The sequence below is a fragment of the Halorubrum depositum genome (genome assembly GCF_007671725.1).
GTDB lineage: Archaea > Halobacteriota > Halobacteria > Halobacteriales > Haloferacaceae > Halorubrum > Halorubrum depositum.
Window position 1 is genome coordinate 1,233,898 of record NZ_VCNM01000001.1, and the last position, 17,476, is coordinate 1,251,373.

The window sequence follows — 17,476 nt, forward strand, 5'->3', positions numbered from 1 at the left end:
AGTACGCAGGTCGCTCCTACGGGTCAGTGAAACAGGCGAAGCCTGTCTCACCGGAGAGTGGTCCATCGGAGGTTTAAAAGCGTCGAACCGCCCGTCCCCGTGCGAACCGGCGACAGGGCTCGTGCGGCCGGTCGAGAGCGGCGTCACGGGGGCGTTCCGGAAACGGAATCGACCCGTCGTGGCCCCCCGATTCGACGCGCGTCGAACTCCGAAACGTCGCGTAGGGGAACCCTTTTGACGCCGCTTACCGACCCACGAGGTAATGACTCAGGGTGGTCCGGCGTGACGATGGACGACCGCATCGAGGACCTCCGCGAGCGCCGCGAGCGGGCGGCGAAGGGCGGCGGCGAAGACCGGATCGAGTCCCAACACGAGAAGGGGAAGATGACCGCGCGCGAGCGCATCGACTACTTCCTCGACGACGGGACGTTCCACGAGTTCGACCGGTTCCGCACCCACCGGACCCACAAGTTCGGGATGGAGGAACAGCAGATCCCGGGCGACGGGGTCGTCACCGGCTACGGCGAGGTGAACGGCCGGAAGACGTTCGTCTTCGCGCACGACTTCACCGTCTTCGGCGGCTCGCTCGGCGAGGTGTTCGCCGAGAAGGTGTGCAAGGTGATGGACAAGGCGATGGACGTGGGCGCGCCCGTCGTCGGCCTCAACGACTCCGCCGGCGCTCGCATTCAGGAGGGCGTCGCCTCGCTCGGCGGCTTCGCCGAGATATTCCGGCGCAACACGGAGGCGTCCGGCGTCATCCCGCAGATCTCGGCGATCATGGGCCCGTGCGCCGGCGGCGCGGTGTACTCCCCGGCCATCACGGACTTCACCTTCATGGTGAAAGACACCTCGCACATGTTCATCACCGGCCCGGACGTCATCGAGACGGTGACGGGCGAGGAGGTGAGCTTCGAGGAGCTCGGCGGCGCCGTCACCCACACGTCGACCTCGGGCGTCGCCCACTTCGCCGAGGAGAGCGAGGAGGACGCGTTGGACGACATCGCGCGGCTGCTCTCGTATCTCCCCGCCAACAACGTCGAGGACCCGCCCCGCGTCGAGCCGTGGGACGACCCCGAGCGCGCCGACGAGGAGCTGGCCGAGATCGTGCCGAACGCCCCGCGGAAGCCGTACGACATGAAGGAGGTGATCGGGAGCGTCGTCGACGAGGGCTCCTTCTTCGAGGTGCAGGAGAACTTCGCGAAGAACGTCGTCGTCGGCTTCGCCCGGCTCGACGGCCACTCGATCGGGATCGTCGCCAACAACCCGCGCGTGAACGCCGGCACCCTCGACATCGAGTCGAGCCAGAAGGGCGCCCGGTTCGTCCGGTTCTGCGACGCGTTCAACGTGCCCATCCTCACCTTCGAGGACGTGCCCGGCTTCATGCCCGGCACCGACCAGGAGCACAACGGGATCATCCGCCACGGCGCGAAGCTGCTGTACGCCTTCTCCGAGGCGACCGTTCCCCTCCTCACCGTCATCACCCGGAAGGCGTACGGCGGCGCCTACTGCGTGATGTCGTCGAAGCACATCGGCGGCGACGTCAACTACGCGTGGCCGACCGCCGAGATCGCGGTGATGGGGCCGAAGGGCGCCGTCAACGTCCTCTACCGCGAGGAGCTGGCGGCGGCCGACGACCCCGACGCGCGCAGGCAGGAGCTCATCGACGAGTACCGCGAGGAGTTCGCGAACCCGTACAGCGCCGCCGACCGCGGGTTCATCGACGACGTCATCGAGCCGGCGGAGACGCGCGCGCGGCTGATCGACGACCTCCAGATGCTGCGGGGAAAGCGTTCGGACCAGCCGGAGAAGAAACACGGCAACATCCCGATCTGATGGCGGCCGACTCGCCCGGACCGGACGCGGACTCGACCGAACCGGAACACGATCCGGCCGGCCCGACGGTCGCCGCCGTCCTCGACGACCTGACGGTCCCCGACGACGCCGACGACGCGGAGGCCGCCGCCATCGCCGCCGCGGTCGCCGCCCACCTCCGCGACGGGGAGCTGGCCGCGGCCGCCGCGGCCGAGGCGGACGCGGAGACCGGGTGGGAGGGCGAGCGGTGGTCGTTCGCCGGACGGGTCGACCGGCTCACCGGTCGGTCGATTCGCGTCCCGGAGAACGCGCCGACCGACCCGTGGACGGCGGCCGGCCGCGCCGATCGCTTCTGAGGACCGGCTTCCGAAGCGCGGCAGACCCTCGACGGCGCCGCGGCTCGGTCGTTGTTCCGTTTCCGAACACCCGCCCCGGACGCGAGAGCGTCCGAGCGCGTGCATTCCCCCGGGGAGGCGCCGCGGAGGCCTCTCCATGCCTACCCTTCGCAGGGTGCGTTCGACGATCCGTTGGATAGCTTATATATCTGTGGTCACGCCTCGGGCGGCTCCTCGACGCCCTCCTCCGGCGCGGCCTCCGCGGGCGACCCGCCGAGGACCCGGTTGAGCACGACGGGGACCACGCCGGCGAGGAGAACGAGGAGCCCGATCCGGACGAGGATCGAGGCGTCCGTCAGGAGCGTCGCGGCGAGGTACGCGCCCGCCGCGACCAGCGTCGACGGCAACACGTAGGGGTTTCCGGGCGAGAGCATGTCGAGATCTGGGTGCGGGCAGCCCCTTAACCGTCCCGGGGAGATCGCGGCGAGCGCCGACGGAGTACGACGATCGTCGTCACCGGTCGTCGTCGCGGACCGATAGAATGAGGTGGCTTATCGTGGAATGACGGTGTAAGAATGTTCGACAAAGTTCTCGTCGCGAACCGCGGGGAGATCGCGGTCCGGGTGATGCGCGCCTGCGCGGAGCTGGGCGTCGACACCGTCGCCGTGTACAGCGACGCGGACAAACACGGCGGCCACGTCCAGTACGCGGACGAGGCGTACAACGTCGGCCCGGCCCGCGCCGCCGACTCGTACCTCGACGGCGAGGCGGTCGTCGAGGCCGCGCGCGCGGCCGGCGCCGACGCGATCCACCCGGGCTACGGCTTCCTCGCGGAGAACGCCGACTTCGCGGCGCGCGTCGAGGCCGCCGACGGGATCACCTGGATCGGCCCCGCCAGCGACGCGATGGAGCGGCTCGGCGAGAAGACCCACGCCCGCCGGGTGATGGACGACGCCGACGTCCCCATCGTCCCGGGGACGACGGAGCCCGTCACCGAGGTCGAGGCGGTCACCGACTTCGGCGACGAGCACGGCTACCCGGTCGCGATCAAGGCCGAGGGCGGCGGCGGCGGGCGCGGGATGAAGGTCGTCGAGAGCGCCGAGGAGGCCGCGGAAGCGCTCGAGTCGGCCAAGCGCGAGGGGGAGGCGTACTTCTCGAACGACTCCGTCTACCTCGAGCGCTACCTCGAGACCCCCCGCCACGTCGAGGTGCAGATCGTCGCGGACGCGGGCGAGGAGGGAGAGGGCCCCGCGGACACGTCGGACGTGGTCCACCTCGGCGAGCGCGACTGCTCGCTCCAGCGCCGCCACCAGAAGGTGATCGAGGAGGGCCCCTCCCCGGCGCTCTCCGACGAGCTGCGCGAGCGGATCGGCGAGGCCGCTCGCCGGGGCGTCGCCGCCGCCGACTACACCAACGCCGGCACCGTCGAGTTCCTCGTCGAGGAGGACGTCGACCGCGACCCGGCGGAGCCGCTCGGTCCGGACACCCCGTTCTACTTCCTCGAGGTCAACACGCGCATTCAGGTCGAACACACCGTCACCGAGGAGCTGACCGGGATCGACATCGTGAAACAGCAGCTCCGGGTCGCCAGCGGCGAGGGGCTCTCAGTCTCGCAGGACGACGTGGGGCTGGAGGGGCACGCCATCGAGTTCCGGATCAACGCCGAGAACGCCGCGAAGGAGTTCCAGCCCGCCAACGAGGGCCGGCTCGACACGTACGACCCGCCGGGCGGGATCGGCGTGCGCGTCGACGACGCGCTCCGGCAGGGCGACGAGCTCGTCACCGACTACGACTCGATGATCGCGAAGCTCATCGTGTGGGCCGGCGACCGCGAGGAGTGTCTCGCCCGGTCGAAGCGCGCGCTCGCGGAGTACGACCTGGAGGGCGTCGTCACGATCGTCCCGTTCCACCGGCTCATGCTCGACGACGAGCGGTTCGTCGCGGGCACCCACACCACGAAGTACCTCGACGAGGAGCTCGACCGCGAGCTGGTCGCCGAGGCGCAGGAGAAGTGGGGCACCGAGTCGTCGGCGGGCGACGACGGCGACGAGGAGGTCACCGAGCGCGAGTTCACCGTCGAGGTGAACGGGAAACGCTTCGACGTGGAGCTGGAGGAGCGCGGCGCGCCCGCGATCCCGACCCCCGCGAGCGGCGGGAGCGGCGCGGGCGGCCGCAAGCAGCGACCGCCGCAGGCGACGAGCGACGACGGGGGCGACGACGGCGTCGACGTCGCCGAGGGCGGCGAGGCGATCGCGGCGGAGATGCAGGGGACGATCCTCTCGGTGGACGTCGCCGAGGGCGACGAGGTGGCCGCGGGCGACGTCGTCTGCGTCCTCGAGGCGATGAAGATGGAGAACGACGTGGTCGCCGAGCGCGGCGGCACCGTCGCGAGCGTCCACGTCGGCGAGGGCGACAGCGTCGACATGGACGACGTGTTGGTCGTGCTGGAGTAAGACCGAGCGTTCTCCGGACGCGGTCGTTTATAAGTGATTGATGGCGCTGCGGCGAGCAGATTCGACGTCTCGGCCGCTTATCTGTAAATCGTTGGCTCGTTTGAATTTTCAGGAAGTGACATTTCTTGACCAGTCGCGGTCAGTACAAGCTGTTCAGTAGTCAAGCCGATCGTATACGCGTCGCCATCCATCTGATGACGGATCCCGCAACGTAGCCGGTCGTTCCGACGAGGACCGCAAGCGCCAACCCAAAATTAACACTTGTTTCGAGTCCTCCAAGTAATTCGGCGCGGGCAGACCCGTATGCGAACCCCAGCATTCTCGGCGAGGTGTACCGGCCTGCCCCCATCCACTCACCAGAGAGATAGCCGACGAGTGGGGGGAAGGCGTACCCCCAGAGGCTAATCAGCCACAGTGTACCGACGGTTGGGACTAAGCCCGCACCGAGGATCCCCGCAATGACGGCAGTTCCCGGAACAATCACAAGCCAGCCCCGGAAATCATAGAGGCGAACACCCACACCGAGGAGGAACGCGACAGACGCGAGACCCAAGAGACCGACAACAGAACCGATAACGGTCCAACGAGGGAGACGATCTCCGAAGAGGTGCCTCCGGACCCGACCACCGTCGATGTGTTCCATACCTGTTGGTTTTCTACCGTATTATTAGTTGTTCGGCCAAGTAGGTAACTCTCATCGACCGACTGTTTCAGTCGAAAATACATCTGAAAATAGGATTTCAACGGAAACATTTGTTTATACATGGACGCTGGCGGATCGGCGGCGAGCACCGCCAAAGCCCCAGCCACACCGGACGGCACCACACCTCCCCAGCCTCGCCGCTCGCTCGGGGCTCCCTTTGGTCGCCCACGTCGCTCGCGGCGTCCCTCGCGCGTGCGACTCGCGCCCTGCCGGGCGCTCATCGGCACGCGCCACCGCGTCGTTTATGTATAAGTAGTCGCCGCTGTCGGTTCTCTATTTAAGTACCGTATCGCTATCGCGGATCGCGACGCGCACTCCCGTTATCGACCGCGCAACCCCAACAGCTCCCGCGTCTCCGCGGGCGTCGCCACCGGCCGTCCCAGTTCCTCAGAGATCCGCGCCGCGCGCGCCACCAACTGCTCGTTCGTCGCCAGCTCCCCGCGCTCGTAGTACCGGTTGTCCTCTAACCCGACCCGGACGTGGCCCCCGAGCAGCAGCGACTGGGTCGTCATCGGGAGCTGGTGGGGGCCGAACCCGATCACGTTGAATTCGACGCTCTCCGGCAGCGCCTCGACTCGGTTCAGCAGGTTCCGGGGGTGCGGCGGCGACGTGGTCCCGCCGCCGAACAGGAAGTTGAGGTACGGCGGGTCCTCGAACTCGTCGAGGACCGCCAGCGACTCGTTGAGGTGGCCGTCGTTGAACACCTCCAGCTCGGGCTTGATACCCCGCTCTCGCATCTCCGCGTGCAGCGACGCCACCAGCTCGCGGGTGTTCTCCGAGGTGAGCCGGTCGTAGCGGTTGAGCGGGCCCATGTCGAGCGACGCCATCTCCGGCGCGGGGTCGGTCCGGAGCGGCTCGTGTCGGAGGGCGTCGGGGGCCGCGGTCCCGCCGGTCGAGTGCTGGAGGACGGCGTCGTCGGTGGCCTCGCGGACCGCGTCGGCGACCTCCTGAAACCGCTCGGCCGAGAAGGCGCGCTCGCCGTTGTCGCGGCGCGCGTGCAGGTGGAGCACGCTCGCGCCCGCCGCCTCGCAGGCGGCCGCGGCCGACGCGATCTCCTCGGGGGTCTCGGGGAGGTCCGGGTGCGCCTCCTTCCCGTGGACGCCCCCGGTGAGCGCCGCGGTGATGATCGCGGGTTTCCCGTCGAGGTAGTCGTCGTAGGTCATCGGTCGGCGTCGGTGGCGTCGCTCTCGTCTTCGATCGACTCCGGCTCGACGTAGAACTCGCAGTCCGTCGCGGGGTCGAGCCCGTACCGGGCGTTACAGACGTCGGCGCGCATCGGCTGCACGAACGACCCCGTCACGGTGCAGAACGCGCGGGCGGTCTCGAACGACTTCCCGTCGCCCTCCTCGCGGTACGCCAGGTGCGGACACGTCTCGGCCATGGGGGACGGAGGCGAGCGAGCGGCTTGAAACCACGCGTCGACGGGGATCGGAGCCGGTCGGCGGCGCCGTCCCCGGGACCGGGGCCCGTCTGACCGACGCTGTTTAACCGAACGCCCGAGAACGGGGTGCCATGGAGCCGGTCGACGACTGGCGGGCGGCGATCGCGGAGGCCGGGGAGCTCACCGGCCCGATCGCCGCCGCGATCGTCGGCGACCACGGCGACCGCGGGCAGCGCGCTATCGAGGCGGTCGGCGAGGGGCGCGTGAAGCGATACCGCGATTTCACCGTCGTCGTCGGCCACGACGACGAGTACGTCGTCGAGGACGGGGAGTGCACCTGCGCGGACGCGACGTACAACCTCGACGCCGAGGACCCGAGCGAGCGGTGCTGGCACGCCATCGCGGTCGACGTCGCCGACGCGGTCGACCGCGTCGACCACCACGACATGTGGTACTCGGAAGTCCGCGAGTTCCTGTGAGCGGGTCTCGGCCGCGGGCGGAGGCGAGGTTCCGGATCGGTCGCCGTTTAGCCGGATGAGGCGCCGAGACTCCGGATTTTCCACCCCCGCCAGTCGAAAACGTTTACAACGGCGGCCGGTCTCTCCTACGGTATGGCGGACTGTCCACTCGCCGACGAATGCCCCAGTTTCGACGAGCGAATCGAGGGGATGGGGTGTCAACACTACGGCAACAAGGGCGGCGCGGAGTGGTGTAACCACTACGACATGCCCATCTACGAGCTGAAACAGCAGCCGGTCCAGCCCGGCGAACAGGTGATAGTCGAGGTCGACGACATCCACGAGAGCGGCGCGGGCGTCGGCCGCACCGACGACGGCTTCATCATCCTCGTCGACGGGCTACTCCCGCCGGCGCGCGCGGAGGTGCGGATTCACCGGGTGAAATCGAGCCACGCGACCGCCGAGGAGGTCGTCGAGCGCCTTCCAGAGGATCCGGACGCTGAAGACGAGGACGGCGACGACGCGGCCGACGCCGACGCGGACGGCGAGAGCGAGGACGACGAGAGCGACCGGCGCCGCGACCGCCCGGACCGCGAACGGCTCGGGAGCCGCGAGAACTTCTGGGGCAAATAGGGCAGTGAGTGCGCATTTTGTGCGTACAACATTTCTGGCGAGTGAACACACTGGTTAGTTGAGCTACATTTTTAACATCCCTGCGGTCGTACTGTAACCTGTAATGTCTGATAGCGAGGAGTCTTCAGCGGGTAGCGACAGCACAACTCAAACCACCACAACAAACACCGTTGGAGGACAGGAACGCCCGAATAAGGTGAAACTGAAAGCCTGCGATTTGGAGGTCGAAGCCCAGAGTACAGAGATGGAAGCGGACGAGTTAGTCGAAGTGTTGTCGCCCGAAATGGAGTCGATTATGAAGCACCATTTAGCGGGCGAATACGAAGTCATCGAACAGCGAGACCTGTTCGCCGCCCTATTCGGAGAGCAATAATGGGAGTGCTGGCGTGGGCTGTCGTCATCGGTTGGACTGCTGTATTTGGGTGCGTGTACTGGTTTCTGGGAAGCAAAGGATGGATGGCATACTATCTGCTGATGGCTTCGCTCACAGGGTATTATAGCGTAGTTGCTGGGTCGTCGGTGGCTACGGGTATCGTGATGGGTTGGATGCTTCTCCCGTTCGGCGTTGGTGCCGCAGGAGGTGTCTTCGGATAATGCTTCGGCGGGCATTTCTCGGAGGTGTTGGAGTTGCGTTTACAGGAGGGTTTGTGAAGTTTCTGAGCGAATGGTACCAACGCCCTGAATCTGAGTATGTGGAGTCGCTGTCGTTGGGAGTTCTCTCCGACACAATTCAAATTCGGTTCGTTCACAATGAAGAGAAACGCAGGGAGGTAGTCCAGTATCTCACATACAACGAGCAGAGCGGTGAGATTGACTCTGTTAAGATGATGGATGCCCGTTTACCCAGACAGTCGATAGACGCACCAGAGAATCCCGATAAATACCGTTTTGTATTGCTGGGAGAAGAGCAGAATGAATTGGAAAACTTCGAGTTAGATTTCGGCGTGATTTGATGCCAGAGCCTGTAATAAGCGAATATCAACGGTGGCGGTGTGGCGACCAGAGAGTCATCTTAGGCATACGCAACGGGATAGCGATGTTCTCCCGTTGTTCGTGTAGTAGGGAGAACAGAGCGACAGAGATAGAACTGGACTCTGGAGATGTCTGGTCATATGAGACTTCGTACTGTGTACACACCTATACCACCCTTGCCCACTACTACGCAGAGTTCGCCAGCGGAGACCTTGCGACAGAGAGAGTGGATACTCGATGAACAGAAGAAAACTGATTGAAACGGCGTCAGGGGTAGGGTTCAGTATGATTTCAGCGGCTCCAGACGAACAGAGAGAGGATTGAGACATATCATTGTATTGAGCGTCTATCTTCTGCTCCCCCGTCAGTTATTGCCCTCTATTGTCGCCTGTGTGCGTGTTCTCAGGTATTCTCTCGGTGGAGGTTTTTAACCGAGGACGACGAAGTAAGAGTCTATGACCGATTCTCAAAAGGTCAAGCGAGTCATACTGGACACCAACTACTGGATAGATTTCGTTGAAGAATACCCAGAGCGAACACCAAGGTTCCTTGAAGCGATTGACAATGACGATGTGAAGGTGTACATTACATTCGGGAATTTCATCGACCTGATTCGGTCTAATGAACAAGAAGGGCTTACCAAACTGATTCTCGGTGCGTCCGACCATTGTATTCCATCAACGATTCTTCGTGAGGAGTGTGTGATTTCAAATAATATTATTGACCTCATCCCTAGCGAGAATCATCGCCGAAATTTTTCTCAGGTGACCCAAGATATGGACACAGTTGAGACCTTCCAAGAAATTATCAAACACGCAGGTTGGAGTGCCTCAGATTGGTATTATTCAAATATAAAACGAGATAGAGAGTTGTTGGAAGAACACGGGTATGATGAACTCAAGAACGGCGGGTATAAGGAATATCTCCAAAATGAACACGGGTCTCAGTATAATTCACACGGAGTGGAGACAGTTTCAGATGTGAGGCACGAGGTCTTCCTTCAGCGGTTGAGAGTCATGACTCTGAATGAAAATATACGGGAGCAGGATGTTGCCGACTTAGAAACTTGTACTCAAGCAATCGCTTCAGAGTGTAATATGCTGTTGATAGAGAAAAAGTGGGTAAATGTGGATTTGATTCAGAAGACAATACGAAACCTTGATTCTGAGAAAGATATGACAGTGTACAAAGACTTCGAGAAGTTCCTCTCTGATTTGAAGCAGTAGTTGTTACAGGCTCACAACCGTCTCAAATTCGAAGGTGACCTCACCGTCTGGCTCAGAACCGAACACCCCTGAGTTGTCGAATATGAACCGATGGTCTCCTTCAGGTAGTTGACCAGATATTGTGGTCTCAGAAACGCCTTCCTCGTAGTATCCGTCGTAAGTTACTGGTTGTTCTTCACCTCGATAGCGGTCAAACTCGTCAGCACTCATCCCGAGAATATCGATCTCTCCGCCGCCTTGGACTGACACACTAATTTCAAGATTGTATGTTCGCTGGAATTGTGCCTGCCGAACTGCGTATTGTCCTTCTCCGAGGGTTGCCTCACCTGTTACTGTTGCTGAGGTCTCGTCGTCTGTCTCTTCAAGGTTTGACCACGGGTCAGGGACATACTCGTGGGTTGGCTCAGGTTCGGTCTCCCCATCTGAAGTATCGTCGTTCGTGGAACCGCCATTTGTTCCATTTGTGGATTCATCTTCAGAGTCACTATCAGTTCCACCCTCAGGGTCGGTCTCCTCGCCACCGTTCCCTTCACTCGTGTCTCCCGAACACCCTGCTAATGTGATGACAGAACTGGCTCCAATTGTTGTGAGGTACTGTCTGCGATTCATTCTACCACATCAATTGTCAGGCGGGTAGTTGAACTCATCATACTCATATGTCTCTTCGTATTCAGTTAGTTCTTCGTCTCGTGTTGAAATGGTGATGTCGTAGTTAGTGATTTGGTCGTAGTGGTCTGGTGTTATATCCACGAGACCCATGTCATCTGTTTCAGTGGTTTCTGCGGGAAGGTCTCCTATTGTCAAACTCCCATCGTCGATTCGCTCATTCTCGATATACACATTGGCGTTGAATCTGATTAGTTCGAGGGTGATGTCGCTCACATTCTCGACTGTAACCTCTAATACCAACCCACTTCCAACTTGTGCGTGACTGAATTCATGACTCTGGAGTTGAACAAAGTCTTCCAATCCGACGCTATCTTCTTCGTTTGAGTCCTCGTCATTTCCTCCGTTTGAATTCTCCTCAGAACTCCCGCTGTCATCTGTCTCACCTGTACAGCCTGCCAGTCCAACTGTACTAACACCAATTGCTGTGAGGTACTGTCTTCGATTCATACCAGTTGCTAACCAGTTGAGTATAAAGAAGGTTTGTAATCTGACTTATCAGTTCAGAATTTCAATTTAACTTGGCTTTCGTGAAGCCCCAGTGTCTCACCAACTTTAAACTGAACAGTATGCCCATTGACTTCCGACTCAATCCATCCTGAACTGACTTCATCCAGTAGGTTGTTTTTGACAGTTGCTTCTGTGTACACTCCATCTGATTCTGAGATATTGATGTCTTCAACTTCCAACATCTCTTCTCTGTATTTTCCATCTGGGAGACTGTTCCAAATGGCATTGTGGAGCAATCGTTTCACCTCGTCGTCGGTATGGCTTTGTGGTGCCATACCCCCGTCTGGATTGTGGTCGGATAAAAAGGTCAGTCGGGTAATTCACTCAACTGGTTTCACAATGTACTCAATACCAATAATTCGACTCTACTATCTTATTAACAGTTGTTGGAGACAGACTGGAACTCTTATACGCTTCATAGATTCCACCATCAGTATAGAGGATATACTGGTACCCTCTTGTTTGATACACTTCAAGAACGGAGTCATCATCTGGAGAAGAAAATGTACTATCTGGTGTCTTATGCTCCGCTAATCCTCGAAGAAGGGCACAATCAACCTCTTCACAACCTGTTTCAAGATATTCTCTCAGTTCTTCTTGTGCTTTCTTCTCAGCCATCTCCGTAAATACATCATAGAGATGGTCAATCCCCATCTTATCTGTAATTTTGGAGTCATTGAGTTGGTTTTTGAGGTTGGCAATAACGCTATCTTCCGCATACACCAGAATGCCATCTAACGAGTTGATTCCATCGTGGGTGAATTCTATGACCACTTGCGTCGGAATATCTCGTACAGAGACCTCTCCAACCTGTGTGATTCTCTCAGGAATATCCTGTCTATCTACACCATAAATTGTAATAATAATTATATTATTCTTGATGCCCTCCTCAGACACTGTAACTGCCATTGGATGCTGTTTAATAATCTTCTCAACCAAATTTTGGATACATGATATTTCATTCATGTCGACCCATTTGTAGGTAAAGAACCATATAAATTTTTCGGATTGGAGTTGGATGATTAGAGAATATACTGGAGATTCTTGAGTCTATTCTAATAACAGAGGCTAAGAGACTTAACACACAGAAGTAGTTCTAATTTGTTCGAAATGGTAGCATATAGAGACAAGTCGAGTTGAGTTTGGTCTCTCTATCCTCTCAGTCTAAATCCTCTGAATTCCCACCAATATTGGACATATGAAATTGAGTAGAAAATTAGCAGGTGTGATAGTCGGGGTGATTCTAAGACGCACCTACAGTCATTGACACACTTCCACATGAAACTGGGTTCTATCCATCTGGCTCGGGACTCCAGTAGAGAGATTCTCTCCCCTGTGGGGAGAGATATCTCGGAGCCTGTCGGAGACGCCACTATTCACTGGGATTTAGTAGGTGAAAATTAGTAGGTGATTTAGTAGGTTTTACACAGGGTGTCGATTAGAATCTGGAATCTCATTCATTAAACTCATCTCGTAGCACAGCGAGTCGATTTGACAAAAAGAAAAGCGAATATAGTTCAGACTGCGTCGTCTTCAATATCATCGAGGTAATCACCTAACTCATCCACAGGCGACACATCCACACCCTGCGGCTCGTATGTGTCATAAACTGTCTCGATTGATTCTCGGATTTTCTCGGTATGGTCTTTGTCGGGTTTCCGCTTCAACTCGAAGTAATCCATCCATTTTTGAGACCACTCTTCGAGGTCGGCTTCGATGAGTTTCAGAGCCTCCTCGTTGGACGGCTCGTAATACCCCCTTGCTCGTCGCTCTATATCGATACCTCTGAGTTGTCCTGTAAACGGGTTAACAGTCGCATTAAGACGCTCTCGAACCTTATCTGCGTAATTGGACAGAGTTCGCTCTCCTACATCTGTATACTTGGTTACTTCGTTGTCAACGACAGCATCGATAAGTCCCGTATGATATACATCATCTAATTGGTCTCGTAGCAGGATTAACGCCAGCGGGACTGCTACCTTATCCGTTGCTGGGATTGTTAAATCATCAGGGATTTTGGCGGCATCAATGTCAGCATTATAGTTGCTGTGTAGTCGGTCTACCCAATCTGACTGCGTACCTGTGGATTTATCCACATACGCCTCTGCCTGTAATTCGAGAACCATCACATAGTCATAAATGGCTTTACTGAGGTACTGCCCGATTTTACGCTGTGAGTACACTCTACGAGCCTCTGCTCGGAACCTGTCTGCGAGGTCTTCTGGGCATCTGAAAGAGATTTCACTCGTCTCTCCACGAGTGTACGAATGAGGGTCGAGACGGTCTTCGGGAACATACTTAGAAGTTAATCTATGTTGGAGTACCTGTTGCGTTGGTGTTGGGTTAACTTTGAACCTGATGACATCAATCAGAACAGCCTGCTTATACCCTCTACCGCCGTAATACTGCTCCGAATAGTTTACTAACGCTTCATACGATTCGTTCGAAATGGAATATCCTAAGTGTTCCATATGTCAGTAAACGGATACCAACCTTATAAGTTTTACTGCGATATGTAAGCGAAGAAAAAGAGAAAATACCCGTCAAACCATATATACGGAGTATATAGCACCACGCCCACCTAAAGCGGAGATATTTTTCGAGTTATTATTCTGAGATGCCTCATTTCTGAGAGTAAGCGAGCAGGGACGGAGAAACACCACTCTCATTTTCAGATGTTCCGATTTCAGGAGTTTCAGGCGTTTGTCTCGCCGCTCTCACTGGAGTTAAGAGAGATTGCGGAGGGTCTCCCGAACCTTCCACTCACATAATGAAGTCAAAAGGAACTATACTATACTACTATACTATAATATGTAAGTTGTTTGTTGTTGTTGTTGTTGTTTGTTGTTTATTTTTCTTAGTGAGTTACTCGCCGAAACTCTGAAACCTCTAAAATCGGTGCCTCTCAGAAAATCACCCCCTATTCATCGTCTTCGCTCTAAGGCTCTCAGAAATAACCCCGTGAAGAATAATAACTCGAAAAATATCTCCGCTTCCGTTCAACCACTGAACAAATTTAGATGGCTCTGGGTGTGTGAGTGTACCCGAGTTAACCGTCAGAAAGACCCATACTGTACAAAATGCGGGACTGAACAGCCTACAACTTCCTGAGTACTTCAGAGTTCGGGTCGAAGGTCTTCGGTCTCGCCTGTTCGTTCTGAATCTTTCTCGTTTCTTCTTTCAACCCGACATAGTGAGATGTAACTTCGACTGAGTGATGTCCCATAAGTTTTCTCAGTATTTCCAGATTCATACCTGCGGCGGCTCGATGGGTCGCATATGCGTGTCGGAAGTGATGAGCGGTAGGGTAATGTAAATCTCTTCCAGCGGCGTCCTCTCCGTACACCTCGCCGACTCCTGAACGGTCTGATACACGGCGTACTATCGTATTGATATAGTTCGGCTGTACCTGTTCAGAGTTCTGTGTAACCACCAAATACGGGCTATTTTGAGCCGTCTTATACGCATCTCGTCCTCCGTAGTCCAGCCACTCCCTCAACACAGGTTTAATTTCGGACGAGTATGGAATTTTGCGAACTCCATCCGACTTTTTGTTTCGTACTTTAATTAGGTCTTTATCCCTGTCTATCCGTTGAAGAGTGAGTTCAGAGAGTTCGGCTGTACGAACTCCAGTCTCCCAGAGCATCCGTATGATTAGTTCTTCTCTGGTGGTCTCACAGGCTTCCACGATAACGACATACTCAGGAACCTCTACCCATTGTGTTTCTTCTCCTTTGTATTTCTCTGATAAACTCTCGGTGTTGTATTTGTGGTCTCGCAGTACCTCTGCTAAGTCTTCCTTGTCTGATTCGTTGAAGAAGTGGGCGAGGTTATCCGAGTGTTGTTTTATCGTGGTATCGTTGAGGTTACGCTCTTCCCGTAGGTATTCAACTAAATCGTACATATCCACGCTTTCGAGGTCTCTCCAGCCGTCTGCGTGGTCGTACCATTCTGTGAATTCGCCGAGAATATGGAACGCCTGTCGGTAGTTGGCTTCGGTGTTAGCGTTTCCTTCGTTTTTACTTTTAACTTCCTTTACGAATTCTCGGAGGTCAGGGTCTCGAAGCCGCTTTTTCTCACTCATTTAGTTCCTCTTTTATTTCTACCGTCTGTCGTCGGTTCGCTTCAGCGATAGCCTCAAAAGACAACTCTCGCATTTCTCCTGCTGGAACCTGCTCTTCCTCAACTCGCTCTCCTATCTCTTTGACATCCTCTATAATATTCATTACTTTTCCGAACTCACTCCGCATCGTGCTGATTATCTCCTTCTGCTCTTTGGTCAGTTCGCCGTCGTCTTTCTCGTTCTCTCTGGCGATAAACTCAGTCACCGAACGACGCACGAGTTCCGCTTTTGTGTTGACTTTTGGGTTCTCTTCGACAAATGATTCCCAGTTCTCGTTTGTTCCGAGGTCGAGGCGAATGGTGAACCGTAGTTCATTGTTCTCGTCTTCTCCTTCATCGTCTCCGTCGTCTGGCATATGGTACTGTATTGTGGTACTATTCTAATAAGTCTGTGCGTACAAAGTTCGCACTGAGTAGCGTATTACTGGGGCAAGTGAGCGCGTCCCGGGGTGGCCCCACCCCACGGACAGTCCGGACGCCGCCGATCGGTCTCCCCCGACCGAACCCCTCAGTTCGAGGGGGGTCGAAACCGCCGTTTTTTGAGCGAGCGTCCCCTCGCGACGAGTATGGTCGCAGACGACGGTCCGGCCGACGCCGACGCGGTCGACGACGCCGAGGACGTCGACGCCGCCGAGCTGCTGGAACGGTCCGGGTTCGACGCCGACGAGAGCGTCCTCACCGACCGGCAGGCGGAGGTGCTCGCGCTCCGCGAGCGGGGGCTCCGCCAGTCCGACATCGCCGACCGGCTCGGCACGTCGCGCGCGAACGTCTCCAGCGTCGAGGCCAGCGCCCGCGACAACGTCGAGCGGGCCCGCGAGACGGTCGCGTTCGCGGAGGCGCTCGCGGCGCCGGTCCGCGTGAAGATCGAGCCCGGCACGGACCTGTACGACGCCCCGAAGCGCGTGTACGACGCCTGCGACGACGCGGGCGTGAAGGTGAACCAGACCGCGCCGGATCTGATGAAGACGATCGGCGACCGCGCCGGCGACGCGGTCCACGGCCGCGAGGTGCGCAGCCGGCTGTTCGTCACCGTCGACGCGAACGGACAGATCCGGGTGCGACACCCGTGAGCGCCGGCGGGCGCCGCAGTCTCCGAATTCCGACTCTCGCTCCGCCGGCCGCTCCGCGGCCCCCGGATCCCGCCGCTCACTTCTCCAGCCGCTCCGCGACCCCGACGATCGTCGCGCCCGCGGTGACGGTCCCCTCGCGGGCGATCGAGTAGACGATCCCGTCGCGGTCGGCGGTCGCGGTCTGCAGCGGCTCGAACGTCGTCGGGTCGTGGACGACCCCGAGCCGCTCGCCCTCCGCGACCTCGTCGCCGACGGCGAGGTCGCGCTCCGGGGTGAACAGCCCCGATTCGGCGGCGTTCACGCGCCCGAGGTGGTTCCGCGCGACGGTGCCGTCCCACGACTCGGGCTCGCCGGGGAGCAGTCCCTCGCGACGGAGGACGCCGAGGGTCCCTTTTAATCCGTCCTCAACCGCCTCGGGGACGACCTCGCGGCTGTGCGCGAGCTCCGGCGTGATCGCGGGAATACGCTCCCGAGTGGCGGCGACGCGGAGCTTGCCGGCGAAGCCGCGTTCGCTCCACTCCGCGTCGGCCTCGTCGCCCGCCGCCTCCGCGAGCAGGAGGTCGGTCCCGAACGCCTCCGCGAGCGACCGGCACTCCTCGTCGCCGCGCATATAGACGGTGTGAGTGAGCATCGCCGGCGACCCGGTGTGGAGGTCGACGATCGAGTCGGCCGCGCTCGCGAACCGCCAGAGGCGGCCCGCCATGCGCTCGTGGAGCGTCCCCCCGTCGTCGCCGGGCCAGCAGCGGTTCATGTTCGAGTGGGTCGCGTCGAGCGACTCCGGCGTCGTGTACGAGACCCGGTCGAACGTGAGCGGGTCGGCGACGGGGACCGTCACGAGGGTGCCGCCGAGGTCGGCCGCGTCCGCGGTCGTCGGATCCCCGCCCGTCAGCCGCTCGTGGAGCCGACGGAGGACCGCGGTCCCGTTCACCTCGCGGCCGTGCTGGGCGGCCTGCGCGTAGACGACGGGGCCGCCGTCCGCCGGAACGTCGAGTTCGGGCCCGTCCGGCCCCTCCGCGAGGCCTCCCTCGCCGTAGACGTGGACGGTCGTGCGGACCGGGACGCCCGAGGGGAGCCTCGCGAGGACGAGTTCGCTGGCGTCGTGCATACCGGAGGGTCGGGCCTGAAGCGCTTATAA

At 58.9% G+C, this 17,476-nt stretch carries 21 protein-coding genes; 9 read left to right on the plus strand and 12 right to left on the minus strand.

The window, feature by feature from the left end:
• Nucleotides 1–288: 288 nt before the first annotated feature.
• Together FGM06_RS06390 and FGM06_RS06395 are read left to right on the plus strand one after the other, a co-directional pair.
• On the plus strand, nucleotides 289–1,833 hold the full coding sequence (locus FGM06_RS06390) for an acyl-CoA carboxylase subunit beta (RefSeq protein WP_144798275.1): 1,545 nt from the start codon (nucleotides 289–291) through the stop codon (nucleotides 1,831–1,833).
• Nucleotides 1,833–2,168, plus strand: coding sequence for a hypothetical protein (locus FGM06_RS06395; protein WP_241662535.1), 336 nt, complete (start codon nucleotides 1,833–1,835; stop codon nucleotides 2,166–2,168). Before FGM06_RS06390 ends, FGM06_RS06395 begins: the two co-directional genes overlap by 1 nt.
• 194 nt (nucleotides 2,169–2,362) lie before the next feature.
• Here the strand turns inward: FGM06_RS06395 and FGM06_RS06400 are convergent, their stop codons facing one another.
• Nucleotides 2,363–2,581, minus strand: coding sequence for a hypothetical protein (locus FGM06_RS06400; protein ID WP_144798276.1), 219 nt, complete (start codon nucleotides 2,579–2,581; stop codon nucleotides 2,363–2,365).
• Between the two features lie 141 nt (nucleotides 2,582–2,722).
• Between FGM06_RS06400 and FGM06_RS06405 the strand changes: the two genes are divergently transcribed.
• Nucleotides 2,723–4,600 (plus strand): ATP-binding protein, encoded by a 1,878-nt coding sequence (locus FGM06_RS06405; RefSeq protein WP_144798277.1) that lies wholly within the window; start codon nucleotides 2,723–2,725, stop codon nucleotides 4,598–4,600.
• A gap of 160 nt (nucleotides 4,601–4,760) precedes the next feature.
• On the opposite strand, the gene FGM06_RS06410 is transcribed toward FGM06_RS06405, so the two are convergent.
• The 3 genes from FGM06_RS06410 to FGM06_RS06420 all read right to left on the minus strand — a co-directional run bounded on the left by FGM06_RS06410 (nucleotide 4,761) and on the right by FGM06_RS06420 (nucleotide 6,684).
• A complete protein-coding gene (locus FGM06_RS06410) occupies nucleotides 4,761–5,243 on the minus strand; it encodes a hypothetical protein (RefSeq protein WP_144798278.1) in 483 nt (160 codons plus the stop codon).
• 380 nt (nucleotides 5,244–5,623) lie between these two features.
• Nucleotides 5,624–6,466 carry a BKACE family enzyme gene (locus FGM06_RS06415; protein WP_144798279.1) on the minus strand — a complete coding sequence of 281 codons (843 nt, stop codon included), beginning with the start codon at nucleotides 6,464–6,466 and terminating at the stop codon, nucleotides 5,624–5,626.
• A complete protein-coding gene (locus tag FGM06_RS06420; protein ID WP_144798280.1) occupies nucleotides 6,463–6,684 on the minus strand; it encodes a hypothetical protein in 222 nt (73 codons plus the stop codon). Before FGM06_RS06420 ends, FGM06_RS06415 begins: the two co-directional genes overlap by 4 nt.
• 131 nt (nucleotides 6,685–6,815) lie before the next feature.
• Between FGM06_RS06420 and FGM06_RS06425 the strand changes: the two genes are divergently transcribed.
• The 5 genes from FGM06_RS06425 (at nucleotide 6,816) to FGM06_RS06445 (ending at nucleotide 9,973) form a co-directional block, all read left to right on the plus strand.
• Nucleotides 6,816–7,163, plus strand: coding sequence for a hypothetical protein (locus FGM06_RS06425; RefSeq protein WP_144798281.1), 348 nt, complete (start codon nucleotides 6,816–6,818; stop codon nucleotides 7,161–7,163).
• A gap of 132 nt (nucleotides 7,164–7,295) precedes the next feature.
• Nucleotides 7,296–7,775: a TRAM domain-containing protein gene (locus FGM06_RS06430; protein ID WP_144798282.1), complete on the plus strand. Its 480-nt coding sequence runs from the start codon at nucleotides 7,296–7,298 to the stop codon at nucleotides 7,773–7,775.
• Nucleotides 7,776–7,878: 103 nt separating this feature from the next.
• Nucleotides 7,879–8,148 (plus strand): hypothetical protein, encoded by a 270-nt coding sequence (locus FGM06_RS06435; protein WP_144798283.1) that lies wholly within the window; start codon nucleotides 7,879–7,881, stop codon nucleotides 8,146–8,148.
• A gap of 220 nt (nucleotides 8,149–8,368) precedes the next feature.
• Nucleotides 8,369–8,728 (plus strand): hypothetical protein, encoded by a 360-nt coding sequence (locus FGM06_RS06440; protein ID WP_144798284.1) that lies wholly within the window; start codon nucleotides 8,369–8,371, stop codon nucleotides 8,726–8,728.
• A gap of 474 nt (nucleotides 8,729–9,202) precedes the next feature.
• The gene (locus tag FGM06_RS06445) at nucleotides 9,203–9,973 is read left to right on the plus strand and encodes a hypothetical protein (protein ID WP_144798285.1); all 771 of its coding nucleotides are present in this window, start codon (nucleotides 9,203–9,205) and stop codon (nucleotides 9,971–9,973) included.
• 3 nt (nucleotides 9,974–9,976) lie between these two features.
• Here the strand turns inward: FGM06_RS06445 and FGM06_RS06450 are convergent, their stop codons facing one another.
• The 7 genes from FGM06_RS06450 to FGM06_RS06480 all read right to left on the minus strand — a co-directional run bounded on the left by FGM06_RS06450 (nucleotide 9,977) and on the right by FGM06_RS06480 (nucleotide 15,627).
• A complete protein-coding gene (locus tag FGM06_RS06450) occupies nucleotides 9,977–10,582 on the minus strand; it encodes a hypothetical protein (RefSeq protein WP_144798286.1) in 606 nt (201 codons plus the stop codon).
• Between the two features lie 9 nt (nucleotides 10,583–10,591).
• Nucleotides 10,592–11,089: a hypothetical protein gene (locus FGM06_RS06455; protein WP_144798287.1), complete on the minus strand. Its 498-nt coding sequence runs from the start codon at nucleotides 11,087–11,089 to the stop codon at nucleotides 10,592–10,594.
• A 53-nt stretch (nucleotides 11,090–11,142) separates the two neighbouring features.
• Complete coding sequence (locus tag FGM06_RS06460) at nucleotides 11,143–11,424, minus strand: hypothetical protein (protein WP_144798288.1); 282 nt, start codon at nucleotides 11,422–11,424, stop codon at nucleotides 11,143–11,145.
• A 70-nt stretch (nucleotides 11,425–11,494) separates the two neighbouring features.
• On the minus strand, nucleotides 11,495–12,115 hold the full coding sequence (locus FGM06_RS06465) for a hypothetical protein (RefSeq protein WP_144798289.1): 621 nt from the start codon (nucleotides 12,113–12,115) through the stop codon (nucleotides 11,495–11,497).
• A gap of 551 nt (nucleotides 12,116–12,666) precedes the next feature.
• Nucleotides 12,667–13,620 (minus strand): hypothetical protein, encoded by a 954-nt coding sequence (locus FGM06_RS06470; RefSeq protein ID WP_144798290.1) that lies wholly within the window; start codon nucleotides 13,618–13,620, stop codon nucleotides 12,667–12,669.
• A 626-nt stretch (nucleotides 13,621–14,246) separates the two neighbouring features.
• On the minus strand, nucleotides 14,247–15,233 hold the full coding sequence (locus tag FGM06_RS06475; RefSeq protein ID WP_144798291.1) for a tyrosine-type recombinase/integrase: 987 nt from the start codon (nucleotides 15,231–15,233) through the stop codon (nucleotides 14,247–14,249).
• Nucleotides 15,226–15,627: a hypothetical protein gene (locus tag FGM06_RS06480; RefSeq protein ID WP_144798292.1), complete on the minus strand. Its 402-nt coding sequence runs from the start codon at nucleotides 15,625–15,627 to the stop codon at nucleotides 15,226–15,228. The genes FGM06_RS06475 and FGM06_RS06480 overlap by 8 nt, the downstream gene beginning before the upstream one ends.
• A gap of 210 nt (nucleotides 15,628–15,837) precedes the next feature.
• Between FGM06_RS06480 and FGM06_RS06485 the strand changes: the two genes are divergently transcribed.
• On the plus strand, nucleotides 15,838–16,341 hold the full coding sequence (locus FGM06_RS06485; protein ID WP_144798293.1) for a Tfx family DNA-binding protein: 504 nt from the start codon (nucleotides 15,838–15,840) through the stop codon (nucleotides 16,339–16,341).
• 76 nt (nucleotides 16,342–16,417) lie between these two features.
• On the opposite strand, the gene FGM06_RS06490 is transcribed toward FGM06_RS06485, so the two are convergent.
• Nucleotides 16,418–17,446: a succinylglutamate desuccinylase/aspartoacylase family protein gene (locus FGM06_RS06490; protein ID WP_144798294.1), complete on the minus strand. Its 1,029-nt coding sequence runs from the start codon at nucleotides 17,444–17,446 to the stop codon at nucleotides 16,418–16,420.
• Nucleotides 17,447–17,476 lie beyond the last annotated feature (30 nt).

Bases quoted from the DNA above. Each gene is read 5' to 3' on its own strand.
- FGM06_RS06390 (WP_144798275.1), top strand. From the start codon at position 289: ATGGACGACCGCATCGAGGACCTCCGCGAGCGCCGCGAGCGGGCGGCG.
- FGM06_RS06395 (WP_241662535.1), top strand. From the start codon at position 1,833: ATGGCGGCCGACTCGCCCGGACCGGACGCGGACTCGACCGAACCGGAA.
- FGM06_RS06400 (WP_144798276.1), bottom strand. From the start codon at position 2,581: ATGCTCTCGCCCGGAAACCCCTACGTGTTGCCGTCGACGCTGGTCGCG.
- FGM06_RS06405 (WP_144798277.1), top strand. From the start codon at position 2,723: ATGTTCGACAAAGTTCTCGTCGCGAACCGCGGGGAGATCGCGGTCCGG.
- FGM06_RS06410 (WP_144798278.1), bottom strand. From the start codon at position 5,243: ATGGAACACATCGACGGTGGTCGGGTCCGGAGGCACCTCTTCGGAGAT.
- FGM06_RS06415 (WP_144798279.1), bottom strand. From the start codon at position 6,466: ATGACCTACGACGACTACCTCGACGGGAAACCCGCGATCATCACCGCG.
- FGM06_RS06420 (WP_144798280.1), bottom strand. From the start codon at position 6,684: ATGGCCGAGACGTGTCCGCACCTGGCGTACCGCGAGGAGGGCGACGGG.
- FGM06_RS06425 (WP_144798281.1), top strand. From the start codon at position 6,816: ATGGAGCCGGTCGACGACTGGCGGGCGGCGATCGCGGAGGCCGGGGAG.
- FGM06_RS06430 (WP_144798282.1), top strand. From the start codon at position 7,296: ATGGCGGACTGTCCACTCGCCGACGAATGCCCCAGTTTCGACGAGCGA.
- FGM06_RS06435 (WP_144798283.1), top strand. From the start codon at position 7,879: ATGTCTGATAGCGAGGAGTCTTCAGCGGGTAGCGACAGCACAACTCAA.
- FGM06_RS06440 (WP_144798284.1), top strand. From the start codon at position 8,369: ATGCTTCGGCGGGCATTTCTCGGAGGTGTTGGAGTTGCGTTTACAGGA.
- FGM06_RS06445 (WP_144798285.1), top strand. From the start codon at position 9,203: ATGACCGATTCTCAAAAGGTCAAGCGAGTCATACTGGACACCAACTAC.
- FGM06_RS06450 (WP_144798286.1), bottom strand. From the start codon at position 10,582: ATGAATCGCAGACAGTACCTCACAACAATTGGAGCCAGTTCTGTCATC.
- FGM06_RS06455 (WP_144798287.1), bottom strand. From the start codon at position 11,089: ATGAATCGAAGACAGTACCTCACAGCAATTGGTGTTAGTACAGTTGGA.
- FGM06_RS06460 (WP_144798288.1), bottom strand. From the start codon at position 11,424: ATGGCACCACAAAGCCATACCGACGACGAGGTGAAACGATTGCTCCAC.
- FGM06_RS06465 (WP_144798289.1), bottom strand. From the start codon at position 12,115: ATGAATGAAATATCATGTATCCAAAATTTGGTTGAGAAGATTATTAAA.
- FGM06_RS06470 (WP_144798290.1), bottom strand. From the start codon at position 13,620: ATGGAACACTTAGGATATTCCATTTCGAACGAATCGTATGAAGCGTTA.
- FGM06_RS06475 (WP_144798291.1), bottom strand. From the start codon at position 15,233: ATGAGTGAGAAAAAGCGGCTTCGAGACCCTGACCTCCGAGAATTCGTA.
- FGM06_RS06480 (WP_144798292.1), bottom strand. From the start codon at position 15,627: ATGCCAGACGACGGAGACGATGAAGGAGAAGACGAGAACAATGAACTA.
- FGM06_RS06485 (WP_144798293.1), top strand. From the start codon at position 15,838: ATGGTCGCAGACGACGGTCCGGCCGACGCCGACGCGGTCGACGACGCC.
- FGM06_RS06490 (WP_144798294.1), bottom strand. From the start codon at position 17,446: ATGCACGACGCCAGCGAACTCGTCCTCGCGAGGCTCCCCTCGGGCGTC.